Genomic DNA, 14,872 nt, shown 5'->3' with positions numbered 1-14,872 from the left:
ATGACCAGAAACCGGACGCGCACATGACCAAGGACGTCGTCACCCTCACCCCGAAGATGCCCGACCCGATGACCGTGCTCGCGGGCCTGCTCTCCGGCGGCCCCGACAAGCTCGTCGGCACGACGGGGGAGGACGCGGTCGTGCAGCTCTGCGACCCGGAGGGCCGCCCGCTGATGTCGGTCGAGGCGCCGCTGCTCGTCCAGGTAGCGGGCGAGGCCGAACGACTGCTCGGCGCCACCCCACCCCCCGTCCCCTTCTGGTGGACGGAGGCCCGTGCCACCACCGGCGTCGAGGAGGCCGAGAAGCTCGCGGGCACCTTCGCCGCCCGCCTCGCCCACCTGGCCGGCGGCTCCGCCTGGCCGCCGGAGGCCGCGCGCTCGCTCGCCGTGGTGGAGACCGACGGGGTGAGCGTCGCGCCCACGCCGGCGGCCGCGCAGCCCGCCGTCGACGTCCTCACCGACAAGATCGCCGTCGTCATCCAGGACCGCCCGGTGGTCGCCATGACGGCCTGGCTCTCGGACGCGTTCCGCGCCGTCGCCGACGCGGAGCTGGGCCTCCAGATCGTCACCCCACCGGGGACCACCCTCTCCCCCGCCGTACGCAACAGCCTGCCCGGCTGGCCCTCCCGCTGGGTCGTCCAGGACGAACGGGACGGCTACTACGACGGCCTGTCCGGCGCCGTACTCCGCTTCCAGAACGGCCTCTTCGCCCCCATCGAGGGTCCCGGCGCCACTCCGGCCGACGCCCGCACCCCCCTGGCCTCCACCTTCCAGGAGGTCACCGACACCGGCGAACGCCAGCTGGCCGTCTCCTTCCGTACGGTCCACCCCGCCGACGACCGCCTGGTCCTCGGCGGCGCCCTGGAGTCGGTCTGGTGCGAGCTGACCGGCGAGCCCCCGGCCGGCTGGGGCACCGCCGAGCCCGCCAACCTCCCCTGGTCCCTGCGCCAGCTCACCGACCTCGCCCACGACCGCGCCCCGGACCCGACCTGGCTCGTCGTCGTCGGCTCCCCGGACCGCCCCGGCCTCGCGACGGTCCGCATCACCCGCACCAAGGGAGGCATCGAGGAGGACATCACCCTCGCCTTCGGCTACGGCCCCGACGAGGAACTCCCGCTCGACGCCCTCCCCCGGGCCGCCGAGGTGCTGGCCACCCGCCACCACCTCCAGTCCATGCTGGTCCAGCTCCGCAAGGCCCGCCGCGACCTGGCCGTCCCGCCCCGCTTCGAAGGCCCCGGCGTCCCCCTGGCCTTCGTACTGGGCGCGGAGGAGGTCCGCCAGATGCCCGCCGACCGCACCCGCCACACCCCCCTCTCCGACCCCCCCGTCGCCCTGGGCCCCAAGTCCCGCCCGGCCATGTACTACTCCCTCCCCGGTGACCCCTCCGACCTCTCGGGCTGGCAGGACTTCGAACGGCTGATGCGGCATCTGAAGGGGGCGTGAGGGGGCGGGGCCGGCCCGGGACCATCGGCCCGCGCTGCCCTCGCTGCGTGTTCGGAGGCCTGTTCCGTGCCGGTGCGGCCGTCGGTGGGTACGGCCAGGGGCGCGGCCGGGAAGGACACGGCGAGCGCAAGAAGCACGCAGGTCATGCCGCTCAGCACGGCGGAGCACCGGCCTCATGGGTACTGCCTGCCCTGAGTCGCGCACGCCGCTCGGTACCGTCGCGGGACAGTGACGTCGGTCAGTGACCAGTCATCGAGTTCAGCGGGGCGGGGGCCGGCGCCGACGTGTACGTGAGAGACACCCTCGGCCAGGCCGTGGCCCGTTGCCTTCAGGTATGCCTCCTTGCGGGCCCAGCACCGGGTGAATGCCTCGAGCCGATCGGCGCTCGGCAGGCACGCCAGTTCCTGCCGCTCCTCGGTGTGCAGGGCCGATGTCACCGCCCGTGCCGTGTCGGGCCGTGGTATCTCCTCGATGTCCACGCCGACGGCCGTGGCCGCGACCGCGACGAGGGTGAACTCGCCGCTGCGCGAGAGGGAGAAGTGCAGGGGCGCGCCGACGACCGAGGGCCGGCCGTGGCCCTCGCCACAGCAGGGGCACCGTTCTCTGGCGTACCGGACACGGTCCGCCGCGATGCCGAGGTAGGCACCGAGCAGTCGCCGCAGCATGGCGTGTGCGGCGAGGTAAGCGGCGCGGTCCGCGGCGTGTGCGAACGCGGCCGCGCGCTCGCGTTCCTCGGCGTCGAGCAGCGCCTCGTCGGCGCCGGCAACGGCTTCGCCGGGACGGTGGCGCGCCAGCCACAGTCGTGGCGGGCCACCGTTCCAGCGGTCCGGGAGCGGTGTCGTGCCGTAGCGAAGAGGTACGACAGGCCGCACGTCTCAGCTGCCCTGTGCCGGCCCGGCCGTCGCCTGCTCCGGCTCCTCCAACGCGGACTTCAGGGAGCGGAGGAAGGCCACTGCTTCCCGGCCGTTGATGACCCGGTGGTCGAAGGCGAGCCCCAGGTACACGTACGACGTGCGGGTCAGTTCTCCGTCCTCGGTCAGGTCGAGAGCCTGCTGCGTGCCGCCGAGCGAGAGCATGCAGGTCTGGCCGGGGAAGACGATCGGCTGGGTGAGGATCACGTCCTCGTCGTTGTTGAGCGACAGGGTGATCGCGGCGTCGGTGAGTTCGCTGCTCCGGAAGCTGCCCCGGAGTGCGGAGAAGCGGAAGTCGCCCAGCTGGTCGGCGATCTCGTCGACGCTCTTGCGGTCGGCGTCCCGGACGACAGGTATGTACAGTCCGCTGCCCAGGTCGACCGTCACTCCGATGTGCGACGCGTCCGCGAGCACGACGTGCCCGCTGTCGTGGTACCGGCCGAAGAAGGCAGGGAACGTCCGGCGGAGTCCGGCAAGTTCCGCTATCAGCAGCTCGGTCAGGCCGACGGCCGTGCCACTGCGTTCCGATGCGGCCCTGGCCGCGGCTTCGGCGGCGTCGGTTCGGATCCGTACCACGGTGAAGGACGCGGGGACCGTGCGGTGCGACTCACTGACCACGGCGCTGATCGCGCGCTGGTGCTGGCTGAGTTCCAGTCGGCTCTCGTCCGGCTCGGCGGGGGCGTCGCGCCGGGAGGTGATCTCCTCGACGTCCGATCCCTTGATGATGCGCTTGCCCAGAGAGGCCAGTTCCGCGTCCGTGACGGCCAGCTCGGTGGCCAGCCGACGCGCGGAATCGGTGAGGATGAACCCCGCCCCGCTGTCGCCGCTGCCGCTCCGGCCCCCGGCCTCGGCGGCTTCCGCGGCCTCGGCGAGGAATGCCTTGCGCTCCGCTTCACCCGGGAAGACCCGGGCCACCACGGTGCCGGGGGTGACCTGCGTGCCGGCGGGCACCACATGCAGCAGCACCCCGTCGTGCTCGCTGACCAGGTCCTCGGCCGCCTTCGACGTCTCCACGGTGACGAGGTCGTCGTCCTTCGACACGGTGGCGCCGTCTGCCACGAGCCACTCGATGAGGTCGTAGGCGGCGTCGTTGTTGTTCAGCTTGGGGACGGTGATCTCGATCATCGGACCAACTCTCGAAGGGCGGACCCCACGGACCGGCTGCTGACCACGACGTCCCGCTCCAGATGGAGCGCAGTGGGGATGACGGAGTCCGCCGAGTGGACCAGGCGGACGGGGGCGCGCAGACTCTGCCAGCAGTGCGAGTAGAGCTGGTGGGCGACTTCGGCCCCCCAGCTGCCGCCGGGCGGGGCGTCCTCCACGACGCAGACGCGGCCGGCCCGGGCCACCGGATCGGCGAGGACGCTCACGTCGAAGGGGTACAGCGCGCTGGGTACGTAGACGGCGCAGGCGATCTCGTGCGACAGGAAGAGCTCGCGCGCCGCCTCGACGGCCCGGCCGGCGAGACCGCCCGGTGCGATCAGCACGAGCTCCGGGTCGCCGATCCCGTCGATGGAGAGCCGTGCGGTGGGGAAGGGGCCCTCCCCGACGAACTCCAGGGTGAACAGGTCGGCGACCAGACCTTCCTGGTGCCTGCGCTCGGTGTAGAGGACCTTGTCCTCGAAGAAGATGCTGGGCTTGCCCAGTTCGATCATGCCGTTCAGGACGGCGGTGTTGTCGTGGAACGGGGACAGCTCGAAAAGGTGCAGGTCGGGGACGCCGAGGAAGTGTTTCTGCGGGCTCTGGCTGTGCGTCGGTCCGTAACCGCGCCGCCCTCCGACCGGGCAGCGGACCACGAGGTGCATCGGGTGCTGCCTGCCGTACATCGCGACGGACTTGGCCGAGAAGTTCACGATCTGGTCGAAGGCCAGCGTGATGAAGTCGCCGAACATCATCTCGGCGATCGGCTTGTTCCCCGTCAGGGCCAGCCCGTTGGCGATGCCCAGAATGGCGTTCTCACTGATGGGCGTGGTGAGCACACGGTCACCGAAGCGGTCCGAGAGCCCCTTGGTGATGTTGAACGCGCCACCGTACGGGTCGAGGACGTCCTCGCCGATCAGGAAGGTGTCGTCATGGGCCGCCATGACGTCGTGCAGGGCGCGGTTGAGGTTCTCGCCCACCCGTTCGTTGCGCTTCATGCCACCCCTCCGGAGACCAGCGGCCGCTCCAGGACGTCCGCGGCGACGAGGTCGATCAGTTCCCGTACCTTGTGGTCGTGCCGGTCGAAGCGCTCGGGGTCCGCCGCCCGGTAGCCGCCGTACCAGTCACGCTGCCGCGCGCGCTCGACGACCTCGGCAGGCCGGGTGTCGTCACCCTTGCTGTGCGGACCGAGCCGGACGGTCTCGAACTCGACGACGAGCGGCTGGTGCTGGTGGCGCACCCGCTCGATCTCCGGAGCCAGCTCGGCACGGATGCGATGGATGTCATGGGTCGTCACGCGGTGGTAGCCGACCCCGAAAGCCTCCGCACGGCCGCGTACGGTGCCTGCCATGTTGGCCGCGCTGGGTGTGGTCTGGGAGATGCCATTGTTCTCGACGACGACCAGAAGCGGGAGTTCCCACAGCTGGGCGATGTTCAGGGCCTCGTAGACGGAACCCTCGCCCCACGTGCCGTCCCCGATGTACACGGCGGCCAGCAGCGGGAGTTCGTTGCGCTTGAAATGCAGTGCCGCGCCGGCCGCAACCGGCAGGCTCTCGCCCTGGATACCGGTCGAGAGGTAGCTGCCCCGGAAGATGTGCTGACTGCCGCCGACGCCACCGCAGACGGCGCCTTCCCGGCCGGTGATCTCCGCCAGGAGACCGGCCGGATCGGCGAACCGGGCGAGGTAGTGCCCGTGCCCGCGGTGGTTGCTGAAGACGAAGTCGTCCTCGGCCAGCAGCGGGTTGAGGGACACCGGGACGTACTCCTGGCCGAGGCAGGTGTGCGTCGTACCGTTCAGCTTCCCGGCGGCGAACAGATCGAGGAGCTTCCGTTCGAAGTGCCGGACCAGCAGCAGCGATTCCAGGTCTTCGTCGTCGAGCGCCCGCAGTTCCGGGGGTGCCTGCGCGGTGATCGTCACGCCGCCGACACCCCCTTGCTCCTGAGGACCTCACGCACCGCGCCCACGGTCTTCATGGCGCGGACGTCCTGCCGGGAGAAGGACGTGCCGTACCGCTCCTCCAGGGCGATGATCAGTTGCATCTGCTTCAAGCTGGTCCAGCGGGCATCACGCACGGGTCCCAGGTTGTCGTCCACCTCCCCCACCGGGATTTGGATCACGTCCGAGACAACCTCTTCAAGCTTCATGCGTCAGACACTCCAGAGAATTGCGGGTGCTACCGAGGTTCAGGTGCCGCACAACCCGGGGCGGACAGTCTGGTGAGCAGACACGGCTCTCCGGGCTGGGAGTGCCACAGAATCAAACCTTCGCGAAGGTTTCAATTGAGATCGGGAATCCCGATCGAAGGCGGCCGGGGGTCCCTCAGCGTGTGACCCTCAGGGCATGGCGCCGCGGAAGACGGCTTCGATCAGTTCGCCATGACGCTGCATCAGGTCGGCGCGGCCGTTCAGCACGTCGGATATGTGCTGACTGCCGAAGAAAGCGGCGACCACCACACGGGCCAGCGCTGCCGGGTCGACGTCCGCACGCAGCTGGCCGGCATCCCGAGCCTCGGTGATCAGTGACGTCAGCAGTTCCTGCCATCCCACGTAGGGCACCGGGAGATCCGCCTTGATCAGCGAACGCTCGATCTGCAGACGGGCCCCCGCCTGCACCATCACGTCGTCCCGGAACGCCTCCGCCGCACCCTCCAGAACGGCGAGCAGCGTCTCGAGCGGCGGCAGCCCACGCGAGCGCACCTCACTGACGAGCGGTTCCCAGCGAGCGTAGTGCTCCATGATCACCGCGACGGCGAGGGCTTCCTTGTTCGCGTAGTGGAAGTAGACCGCACCCTTGGTCATCGACGCCCGCTCGGCCACCGCCTGCAGCGTGACCGCGGGGTATCCGTGCTCCTTGAACGCCTCCGCGGCGGTCCGCAGCACCAGCCGCTTGGTCTGCCGTGCGCGTTCCTGCTTCGGCTCCCGGCGGGAGTGCGCCACCGGCCCGTGAGTAGCTGCCTTGCTGTCCATGCCTCAGGTGCGTCCCAACTGATGTCGACTGCCTCTGCTCCCGCCGGCACCCCTGCGAGGGGATGATCCGGTCGAGTTGCCTGACCCCCTTGCCAGCGATCCAGCGACCCATGCAATATACCTTCCCATAGGTATATTTTTTCGCTCCACAGGGCGGGAAATTCTTTCCGTTCAGCGGAATATCTAAGGGGGGTCGATTTGATGTCACCCAGCCGGTTGACTATTCGTCCAAGAGTCCATGGCCTCAGGAGCGCGCCGAGGGGAGCGGCCTCGACCACGGGGCAAGGGCGCACGACACTCACCTTCGACCGGACGGTGCCACGTTCCTTGGTCCACCGCGCGGCGGTCACCGAAGTGTTCCTGACCGACGGCCGTCGCACCGACGACGGCCGCGTGCTGATCGCCGCCCAATGGCCGTGCAACCACGGGCTGTACCGCCCGGACGCCGCCGGATTCAGCGATCCGGTACTCCTGGTGGAAACCGTCCGCCAGGCCGCGATCTACACGAGTCACCGCTTCTACGGGGTGCCGCTCACGCACCGGTTCATCTTCCGCAGCCTCGACTTCCACATCGACGACGCCGACGCGTTGCGAGTGGCGGGAGCTCCGCTGGAGGTGGTGCTCGACGGGGCGCTGACCCCCGAGGTCAGCCGGTGCGAGAAGCGGTTCGGCGCACGTTTCACGGCCCGTGTCGAGGTCGGCGGACAGCACTGCGCCCGGGTGTCGGTGCGCCTGCTCGCAGTGGGTGAGCAGCTGTACTCCATGCTGCGCCACCGCGGCAGCACGCCCGCCACGACCGCCGCGCACGGCAACGCCGGCCCCCGTACCGCAGCCAGGATGCTGCCCGCTCCGGATGTCGGCCAGTCGCAGCAGGGCGACGTCCTGATCTCCCTCGACCCGGCGACGGCGGCGGATTCGTACCTGGTACGCCTCGACCGCGACCACCCCGGCTACTTCGAGCACGCCTGCGATCACGTCCCCGGCATGGCACTCGTCGAAGCCTTCCGCCAGACAGCACACCACCTGCTGCGGCGGGAGGAGCCTGCTACGGGCACCATGCGCCGCATGCCGATCTCCTGCGAGGTCTCCTTCGACGCTTTCGGCGAGCTGGAGGAGCCCCTCGCCGTCGAGATCGTCAACAAGGTGCGGACCGCCTCTCCCACCGGCCGGCACCGGATCTCGATGGCGGCCGTGCAGCGCGGGCGGACCCTCGCCCGGGCCCATGCCGTCTACCACGCCGGCCCCACCGCGCAGCCTGGAGAGGAGGACTCGTGGAGTTCCAGCAGCTACGCGTCTTCCGCGAGGTAGCACGGGAGTTGAGCTTCACCCAGGCGGCGAAGAACCTGCACTGCGCGCAGTCCACCGTCACGGGCCAGATCAAGAGCCTCGAACGCTCGCTGGGGGCCACGCTCTTCCACCGGCGGGGCCGTCTGCCCATCGAACTCACCGATGCCGGAGTACTGTTGCGGGCCCACGCGGAGCGCATCCTCGTCTCGGTGGACTCCGCCGCGCACGAGGTCCGCGCGAGCACGGTCCCCGCTTCCCCGCACACCCGGGCCGGCACTCGCCCCCGCCCGCTGGCACGTCTCTGACCGCCGGGCCGACGGGTCGTACCGATCGGCCGGATTCTCCTGATCGGAACAGCGTGGAGCACTCCCGTTCGGTCATCGCCTTCTTCGACGTGGACGAGACCCTGATCTCCGTCAAGAGCATGCTGGGCTTTCTCGCCTTCCACTGGGAGCGGGAGGGGGCCGACCCCTCCCGCTTCGCCGGCGCGCGTGCCCGGTTCGCCGCCAGGCAGGCCCGGGGTGTGCCCCGTGACGAGCTCAACCGCGACTACTACCGGCTTCTGCGTGGTGTCCCGCACGCCACTCTCGTCCGGACCGGCCGTGAGTGGTTCAGCAGGGAGGCCGCCCGCACGGGGTTCTTCCATCCGCCCGCCGTCGCGGCGCTGGACCGCCATCGCCGGGCCGGGCATCTGATCGCCCTGGTGTCGGGCGCGGTACGGCCGTGCCTGGAACCACTGGCCGACGCCGTGGGCGCCTCACTGGTGCTGTCCGCCGCTCTCGAAGTCGAGGACGGCGTGCTCACGGGCGAGGTGGACACCCCGGTCATCGGCCCGGAGAAGGCCGTGCGCGCCCGGGACGCCATGCGCACGTACGGGTCCCTTCCGGGCGACTGCTACGCATACGGTGATCACTCCAGCGATCTGCCGCTGCTGCAGGCGGTGGGCCACCCGGTCGTCGTCGGCGACGACCCGGTGCTCGCCGGTCAGGAACGGCGCCTGGGTTGGCGCAGGTTGCCGGGCGTCATCGCCCCTCGCTCGGGCTGAGGGATGAGCGCAGCGATACCGTCACCGCACGGGGCGCCGCATCAGCGGCAGCAGCAACTCCCAGGCACTGACGACCCGTTGGTACACACTGTCGCTGTCACCGGCCGACGTGGTGTGGTGAATGCCGAGCACCAGGGACAGCAGAAGATGGCTGAGCGGCTCGGCGCCGATCCCGGCGTCGATGTCTCCGTCCTTCTGCGCCTGCTGGGCGAGGTGGAGCATCGCGCCCCGCAACTCCGTCAGTACCTCCGGCACTTCACCCTTCGCCCGGGCTTCCTCGGAGACCAGCCGGAGCCCAGCGGTGAAGCGCACGTCCGTCTGGATCTTCTGGGCCAGCCCCAGCAACAGGGCGTGCAGCGCGGTGAGCGGCAGGACCGTCTCCTTGTCGACGCACCGCAGCAACTCGCGCCAGCTCTCCTCGAACTGCCGGGTGATCTCTACCGCCAGTGCGCTCTTCGAAGGGAAGTGTCCGTACAGCGCGCCCTTGGTGAGTCCGGTGCGTGCCGCCACCACCTGGAGATTGGTGCTGGCGAACCCGAGGGCGGAAAACTCCGCGGCAGCCGCGTCCAAGACCAGCGCGTGCGTACGTCGCGCCCTGTCCTGTTTGACCATATCCGTGGTTCCTTACGCTTCCGTCACGCCCACGAAGAAACTTCCAAGGCGGATCTTTTCTCATTGGGATGCCCAACACAAGACATCCACCGCCGCCGATCCCCCACCTAAGCGGACAAAACCATCAAGGAGACGTTTTCCGTGTCCACTTCTCCCTGCCCCACCACGACCACTCTGCGCACCGCGGCCCCTGTCGCCGCCGGTGTGGCCGCGCAGTACGCACAGCAATCCGAACAGGGCCGTGAACTGGACCACCGGGTGTACACGGCGCTCAACGAGGCGGGTTTCCCGCGTCACTTCGTGCCGCACCGCTGGATGGGCCGCGCGGGCACGTTCGCCGAAGCACTCGAAGCCATAGCGGCTGTCGGGGAGGGCTGCGCTTCCGCAGCCTGGTGCGCCGCGCTGCAGGCGGCGCATGGCCGACTCGCGGCACATCTGCCCGAGACAGCCCAGAGCGAACTGTGGCAGATCTCGCCCGACGTGTCCATCGCGGCATCGGTCGTCCCGCCCTCCGGCGAGCTCCGACGAGCCCCCGGCGGCTGGTTCCTCTCCGGTACCTGGGGCCTGGCCAGCGGAGTGGTTCATGCGGACTGGATACTGCTGGCCTCCCTGGACCGGGACGCCGAGAGCCAGGGCGCCGGGGAACAGGGCCCCGGTGGCGCCACGACGCGCATCATGGCCGTGCCACGCACGGACGTCCGCATCCACGACACCTGGCGCAACTCCGGCCTGCGGGGCACGGGAAGCCACGGGCTCTCGGTGGAGCAGACCTTCGTCCCCGAGCACCGCAGCATGCCGCTGGAGGTACTTGCCACCGGACTACGGGACCCGGACGCGGCACGCTGCCACCGCGTCCCCTTTCCCCTGGTGGCGGCGCTGCTCTTCGCCGCACCGGCCCTGGGCGCTGCGCGCGGTGCACTGCGCGCGTGGTCGGAGCTCATGCGCGCGCGCCCGGTCACCGGCGGCCGGCCCGCCCACGAGGACGGCAGTTGCCAGCAGGTGCTCGCCCGCTCCTCGGCCGAGATCGACGCCGCAGGCCTGCTGCTCGCCCAGGCGGCGCGTCGGGCCGACAGCTCGCCCGACCCCGCCGGACAGGTGCCGTTGAACCGACGGGACTGCGCGGTGGCGGTGGACCTGCTGGTCACGGCGGTCGACCGGCTGTTCCGCAGCGGAGGCGTCCGAGCGCAGAGCGAGGGCAGCGCGCTGCAGCGGTTCTGGCGGGACATCCATTCGGTGGCCGCCCATGCCACCCTGCGGCTCGAGCCCGCCGCGGCGGCCTACGCCCAGGAGGTACTGGCAACGGCGCGGTGAGCGCCGCCACCAGGCGCCTCTGGTGACACAGCACCCGCCCCCCAGCCCCTGCCGGCCTGCCGGCGTCCGGCCAGGGGCTTTTCCATCGGGGTCTCCGATGACATTTGAATACCTCCGCGAAGGAATGATTTCGTGAGCGTGGGTCGTCACCCACGAGCCTGCGCTCCGGATGGTGCGAGCGCAGTGGGGCCCGAACGCCGCCGATGCCGTGCCGATGCCGACAGGCCGCCCCGCTTGCCGCCGCGACCAGCGCCACCCGCATACCCGTGAGGTCATTCCTGTGCAGAAAAGCCAGATATTTCCGGTCACCGAAGCTCAGCTAGGGCTGCTCGTCATCGACCGTTCGGTCACTGCGCGCAACCTGTACAACATCATCCTCGAAGTCACGCTCGACCCGCGCTTCCGTCCGGAGGAGGTACGCGCCGCACTGGCGGCGGTGGCGGAGGCGCAGCCGGCACTCAGGCTCGGGCTCCACCACTCACCCACCCCCTACGCGGAGTTGTCCACCCCACCGACCGCGGAGGACCTCCCCCTCGAGTCCCACCGGGTCACCCACGGAGAGTTCTCCCAGCGGCGTGCGGCGCTCCTGGAGGAACTCTCCGCACACGCCTTCGCCCTGGACGAACCGCCGCTGTTCCGCGCGAGCCACCTCTGGCAGGACGACGGCGGCCGGTCGGTGCTGCTGTTCGCCGTTCACCACACGGTCTTCGACGGCTTCTCCACCGGCCCCTTCGCACGGGACCTCGGCGCGGCACTCCGGGGCGGGTTCGCGGCCGACGAACTCCGCACGGAGCGGGAGGCGGCGCTGCGCGCCGAGCTCGAGGCCCAACTCGCCGCTGCCACCGCCGAGGACATCGAGTCGGAGGTCGACGAGCTGGCCGCCAAGCTGCGCAGCGCCCCTGCCACCGAGCTCTACCCCAGGCCGGGCCGGCCGGGGCACACCGACTTCATCGGCGAGCGCATCGAGCTGCCGCTCACCGCCGAGGAGTCCGCCGCGGTGGACTCGCTGTGCCGGGACCTGGGCGTCACCTCGTTCACCTTCTACTCCTCCGTCTACTCGGCGGTGCTCGCCCGGCACTCGGGCAATTCCTCGGCGACGATGGGCGCGACACTGATGTCGCGGAGCACACTCGGCTCCTTCGACCTGTGCGGCTTCTTCGTCAACACACTGCCGATCACCGTCCCGGTCGACTGGGCCGCGCCCTTCGACGAGTTCACGACCAAAGTCGTGGACGACGAGGTCGAGGACACCAAGTTCCGTTCCCACATCCCCTTCAACCGCGTGGTGGAACGGTGCGCGCCCGACCGCTCCGGCAATCGCAACCCGGTGTTCTCCGCGCTGCTCGCGATGCAGGACAGTACGGTGACCGAGCCGGGGCAGCCGGTACTCGCCGTACGTCAGCACGGGAACGGCACGGCCAAGTTCGACCTCCTGCTCTTCGCCACCCCCACAGCTGACGGATGGCTCCTGGAGCTGGAGTACGACCGCGAACTGCTGCCGCCGGTGGTGGCGGACGGGGTGGCCACGTCCCTGCGGGAAGCGATCCGCCGCGCGGTGAGCGACCCCGGGCGCACCGTCGCCGAACTGTTCGAGGACGTCCCGCCCGCCACGCACAGCGCGCAGGCCGCACCGGAACCCGACCACGCCACCGTGTACGAATGGGTCATCGAGACCGCGGCCGCGCATCCGGACCGCACCGCGATCGTCGAGGACGGCGCCGGCACCACCTACGCGGAGCTGGTCCGGAAGGCCCACGAGCTCGCACACGGGCTGGCCCACCAGGGAGTCGGACACGGAAGCGTGGTCGGGGTCGCCACCTCCGGCCTCACCGAGACGGTGGCGACCGTACTGGCGGTCCTGGAACGCAGGGCCGCCTATCTGCCCCTCGATCCGCAGCTGCCCGCGGAACGGCTCGGCGCGATGGTCTCCCAGGCGGACTGCCGGCTTGTCGTGGGCGCAGGCGAGTTCGGCGCCGCTTCGGTCCGGTCCGCCACCGAGCTGGCCGGCCTGGCCGGGGCGCCGGCGCAGCCGGCACCGGTACGGCGTTCGGCTGCCGACCCCGTCTACACGATGTTCACCTCCGGCTCCACGGGGAAGCCCAAGGGCGTCCTCATGGGCAACGGCGCCCTGGTGAATCTCGCCCACTGGCAGCTCGGCGTGCTGGACATGGACGGGACCACCCGCTTCATGCAGTACGCGCCCATCGGCTTCGACGTCTCCTTCCAGGAGATCTTCCCGACCCTGGCGGCAGGCGGGACCCTCGTCTCCCGTGACCCCGTGGACCGGCGGGACCTCCCCGGCCTGGTCCGGCGCGTGCGGGAGACCGAGGTCACCCACCTCTACCTGCCGGTGGCGGCACTGCGCCCCTTCGTCCTCGCGGCCGAGGAGGCCTCGGCGGATCTCCCCCGGCTCCGCCATGTATGTGTGGCAGGCGAGCAGTTGCAGGCGGACAGCGCGGTGCGCAGGTTCTTCCGGCAGCGCCCGCACATCCGGCTGTTCAACATGTACGGGCCCACGGAGACCCATGTCGTCACGGCTCACGAGCTGTCCGCCGACGCGCTGCCCTGGCCCTCCCACGTTCCCATCGGCCGCCCGATCCCCGGCGTCAGTGCGCAGGTCGTGGACGTCACCGGGCATCTCGCTCCCGCCGGAGTGCCGGGCGAACTGCTGCTCGGCGGCAGGTGCACCGCCGAGGGCTACGTCAACGACCCGGAGCGCACCGCGGAGCGTTTCGTTCCCGACCCCTACGGCGGACATGCGGACGCCCGCCGCTACCGGACGGGCGACGTGGTCTTCCGCGACGAGCACGGGGTGCTCGTGTACTCCGGACGGGACGACCACCAGGTGAAGATCCGTGGTCACCGCGTGGAACTCGGTGAGCTGGAGTCGGCGGCGCTGAACGTACCCGGCGTCCGGTCGGCGGTCGCGGCGGTCCGTCAGGACGGCGCGGAGCGGCAGTTGGTGCTGTTCCTGGTCGTTCACGAGTCGGCACCGGCCGACCCGCAGGCCGTACGCGGCGCGCTGGCCATGACCCTTCCCTCGTACATGCTGCCGGCTCATCTCCTGGTGGTGGACTCCGTTCCGCTCAGCCACAACGGAAAGGTCGACCGAACCGCTCTGCTGCGGGACCTGCCCGACCTGTTGGGCGCGGAGTCGGGCACCGCACCGGACACCGCGGAGGCCGGCCTCGACCAGCCCCTGGTGGCGGAGATCCGGGAGCTGTGGGCCGAACTCCTCGGCAGGCACGTGCCCGTGGACGGCTCCTTGGTGGACCACGGTGCCCATTCGCTGAACGTACTCACCGCCCTCAGCCGGATCGAGCAGCGCTACGGCGTGCAGGTACCGGTCCTCGACTTCTTCCGCACCCCCACCGTGCGCGCTCTGGCCGAGACGGTCGCGGCGGGACGGGAGCGGGCATGAGCACCACCACATCCCTGGTCTCCTCTCCCCTGCTGATCCCGCTGGGACACGGCGAGGGCACGGAACAGACCGTGCTCCTGCCCGCCGCGGGTGGCGGTATCAGCCCGTACTTCCCGCTGGCCGGCGCCCTGACCGGCAGGGGGCCGGTGCACGCGATCCGGTCGCTGGGGCTCATGCCCGGCGAGGACCCCGACGCCGACGTGCCCACGATGGTCGAGCGCTACCTCGACGTCATGAACGCCCTCCCCCGGCCACCCCGTTACCTCGTCGGCTGGTCCCTCGGCGGGGTGCTGGCCTGGGAGCTGGCCTCCCGGCTCGCGGACCGGGGCGACGCTCCCGCAGTGATCATGGTGGACAGCTATGCGTGTCTCGCCGAGCGCCACGGCTCCGACCGCGACGACGCGCTGGACCACATCGGCCGGTCCATGGGCTGGGCCACCGCCGCGGACGACCCGGACCAGCGGGAACGGCTGCGGCGCACCGCGTCGGCGCACCTCGAAGCGGCATACGCGCACCAGGCGTCGGCGGGCCACACCGGCCCCGCCCTGCTGGTCTCCTGCACAGAAGGACGCGGCGACGACCAGCTCCGGCAGTGGGCACACCGCGCACCGCGCCTCCGGGTCCGGGAACTGGGCTGCGGCCACTTCGAGGCTCTCGACCCCGCCCGGCTGCCCGCACTCCGCGACCACATCGACAGCTTCCTGGCGGACCTCGCCCAGGACTCATGAGGGCTGAC

14 protein-coding genes are annotated in these 14,872 nt (G+C 70.6%); 7 read left to right on the top strand and 7 right to left on the bottom strand.

The window, feature by feature from the left end; translation table 11 throughout:
- The first annotated feature begins 23 nt into the window (after window positions 1-23).
- Window positions 24-1,442 carry a DUF6177 family protein gene (locus AAC944_RS23480; protein ID WP_030624993.1) on the top strand — a complete coding sequence of 473 codons (1,419 nt, stop codon included), beginning with the start codon at window positions 24-26 and terminating at the stop codon, window positions 1,440-1,442.
- 173 nt (window positions 1,443-1,615) lie between these two features.
- On the opposite strand, the gene AAC944_RS23475 is transcribed toward AAC944_RS23480, so the two are convergent.
- The 6 genes from AAC944_RS23475 to AAC944_RS23450 form a co-directional block, all read right to left on the bottom strand.
- Complete coding sequence (locus AAC944_RS23475) at window positions 1,616-2,314, bottom strand: 4'-phosphopantetheinyl transferase family protein (RefSeq protein WP_368396422.1); 699 nt, start codon at window positions 2,312-2,314, stop codon at window positions 1,616-1,618.
- Between the two features lie 3 nt (window positions 2,315-2,317).
- Window positions 2,318-3,478 (bottom strand): 2-oxo acid dehydrogenase subunit E2, encoded by a 1,161-nt coding sequence (locus AAC944_RS23470; protein ID WP_030624999.1) that lies wholly within the window; start codon window positions 3,476-3,478, stop codon window positions 2,318-2,320.
- Entirely contained in the window at window positions 3,475-4,491 is a 1,017-nt protein-coding gene (locus tag AAC944_RS23465) for an alpha-ketoacid dehydrogenase subunit beta (protein WP_030625001.1), read from the bottom strand. Before AAC944_RS23465 ends, AAC944_RS23470 begins: the two co-directional genes overlap by 4 nt.
- Window positions 4,488-5,411, bottom strand: coding sequence for a thiamine pyrophosphate-dependent dehydrogenase E1 component subunit alpha (locus tag AAC944_RS23460; protein ID WP_078889003.1), 924 nt, complete (start codon window positions 5,409-5,411; stop codon window positions 4,488-4,490). The genes AAC944_RS23465 and AAC944_RS23460 overlap by 4 nt, the downstream gene beginning before the upstream one ends.
- Window positions 5,408-5,638: an acyl carrier protein gene (locus AAC944_RS23455; protein ID WP_030625009.1), complete on the bottom strand. Its 231-nt coding sequence runs from the start codon at window positions 5,636-5,638 to the stop codon at window positions 5,408-5,410. Before AAC944_RS23455 ends, AAC944_RS23460 begins: the two co-directional genes overlap by 4 nt.
- A gap of 189 nt (window positions 5,639-5,827) precedes the next feature.
- Window positions 5,828-6,460 (bottom strand): ScbR family autoregulator-binding transcription factor, encoded by a 633-nt coding sequence (locus tag AAC944_RS23450; protein ID WP_078889004.1) that lies wholly within the window; start codon window positions 6,458-6,460, stop codon window positions 5,828-5,830.
- Window positions 6,461-6,775: 315 nt separating this feature from the next.
- Here AAC944_RS23450 and AAC944_RS23445 point away from each other — a divergent pair, with 315 nt between their 5' ends.
- Genes AAC944_RS23445 through AAC944_RS23435 form a run of 3 tightly spaced genes read left to right on the top strand, consistent with a single transcriptional unit; the run spans window position 6,776 to window position 8,792 of the window.
- Window positions 6,776-7,768, top strand: a complete 993-nt coding sequence (locus AAC944_RS23445; protein WP_196943382.1) for a ScbA/BarX family gamma-butyrolactone biosynthesis protein — start codon at window positions 6,776-6,778, stop codon at window positions 7,766-7,768.
- On the top strand, window positions 7,732-8,052 hold the full coding sequence (locus tag AAC944_RS23440; protein WP_051872433.1) for a LysR family transcriptional regulator: 321 nt from the start codon (window positions 7,732-7,734) through the stop codon (window positions 8,050-8,052). The genes AAC944_RS23445 and AAC944_RS23440 overlap by 37 nt, the downstream gene beginning before the upstream one ends.
- Window positions 8,053-8,105: 53 nt before the next feature.
- Entirely contained in the window at window positions 8,106-8,792 is a 687-nt protein-coding gene (locus AAC944_RS23435) for an HAD family hydrolase (protein WP_030625021.1), read from the top strand.
- A gap of 21 nt (window positions 8,793-8,813) precedes the next feature.
- Here AAC944_RS23435 and AAC944_RS23430 read toward each other — a convergent pair whose 3' ends face one another.
- Window positions 8,814-9,404 (bottom strand): TetR family transcriptional regulator, encoded by a 591-nt coding sequence (locus tag AAC944_RS23430; RefSeq protein ID WP_051872434.1) that lies wholly within the window; start codon window positions 9,402-9,404, stop codon window positions 8,814-8,816.
- Between the two features lie 141 nt (window positions 9,405-9,545).
- Between AAC944_RS23430 and AAC944_RS23425 the strand changes: the two genes are divergently transcribed.
- The 3 genes from AAC944_RS23425 (at window position 9,546) to AAC944_RS23415 (ending at window position 14,864) form a co-directional block, all read left to right on the top strand.
- Entirely contained in the window at window positions 9,546-10,715 is a 1,170-nt protein-coding gene (locus AAC944_RS23425) for an acyl-CoA dehydrogenase family protein (RefSeq protein WP_051872435.1), read from the top strand.
- Between the two features lie 280 nt (window positions 10,716-10,995).
- The gene (locus AAC944_RS23420; protein ID WP_051872436.1) at window positions 10,996-14,136 is read left to right on the top strand and encodes a non-ribosomal peptide synthetase; all 3,141 of its coding nucleotides are present in this window, start codon (window positions 10,996-10,998) and stop codon (window positions 14,134-14,136) included.
- On the top strand, window positions 14,133-14,864 hold the full coding sequence (locus AAC944_RS23415) for an alpha/beta fold hydrolase (protein ID WP_030625041.1): 732 nt from the start codon (window positions 14,133-14,135) through the stop codon (window positions 14,862-14,864). The genes AAC944_RS23420 and AAC944_RS23415 overlap by 4 nt, the downstream gene beginning before the upstream one ends.
- Window positions 14,865-14,872: the final 8 nt, after the last annotated feature.

The organism is Streptomyces sclerotialus (assembly GCF_040907265.1).
GTDB lineage: Bacteria > Actinomycetota > Actinomycetes > Streptomycetales > Streptomycetaceae > Streptomyces > Streptomyces sclerotialus.
Note: the sequence above shows the minus strand (reverse complement) of the source record. Positions and strands in the feature narration are given on the sequence as shown.

What these genes read in the sequence shown, in the direction of transcription:
- AAC944_RS23450 (WP_078889004.1), bottom strand. Translation starts at nt 6,460, where the DNA reads ATGGACAGCAAGGCAGCTACTCACGGGCCGGTGGCGCACTCCCGCCGG.
- AAC944_RS23465 (WP_030625001.1), bottom strand. Translation starts at nt 4,491, where the DNA reads ATGAAGCGCAACGAACGGGTGGGCGAGAACCTCAACCGCGCCCTGCAC.
- AAC944_RS23455 (WP_030625009.1), bottom strand. Translation starts at nt 5,638, where the DNA reads ATGAAGCTTGAAGAGGTTGTCTCGGACGTGATCCAAATCCCGGTGGGG.
- AAC944_RS23415 (WP_030625041.1), top strand. Translation starts at nt 14,133, where the DNA reads ATGAGCACCACCACATCCCTGGTCTCCTCTCCCCTGCTGATCCCGCTG.
- AAC944_RS23430 (WP_051872434.1), bottom strand. Translation starts at nt 9,404, where the DNA reads ATGGTCAAACAGGACAGGGCGCGACGTACGCACGCGCTGGTCTTGGAC.
- AAC944_RS23480 (WP_030624993.1), top strand. Translation starts at nt 24, where the DNA reads ATGACCAAGGACGTCGTCACCCTCACCCCGAAGATGCCCGACCCGATG.
- AAC944_RS23470 (WP_030624999.1), bottom strand. Translation starts at nt 3,478, where the DNA reads ATGATCGAGATCACCGTCCCCAAGCTGAACAACAACGACGCCGCCTAC.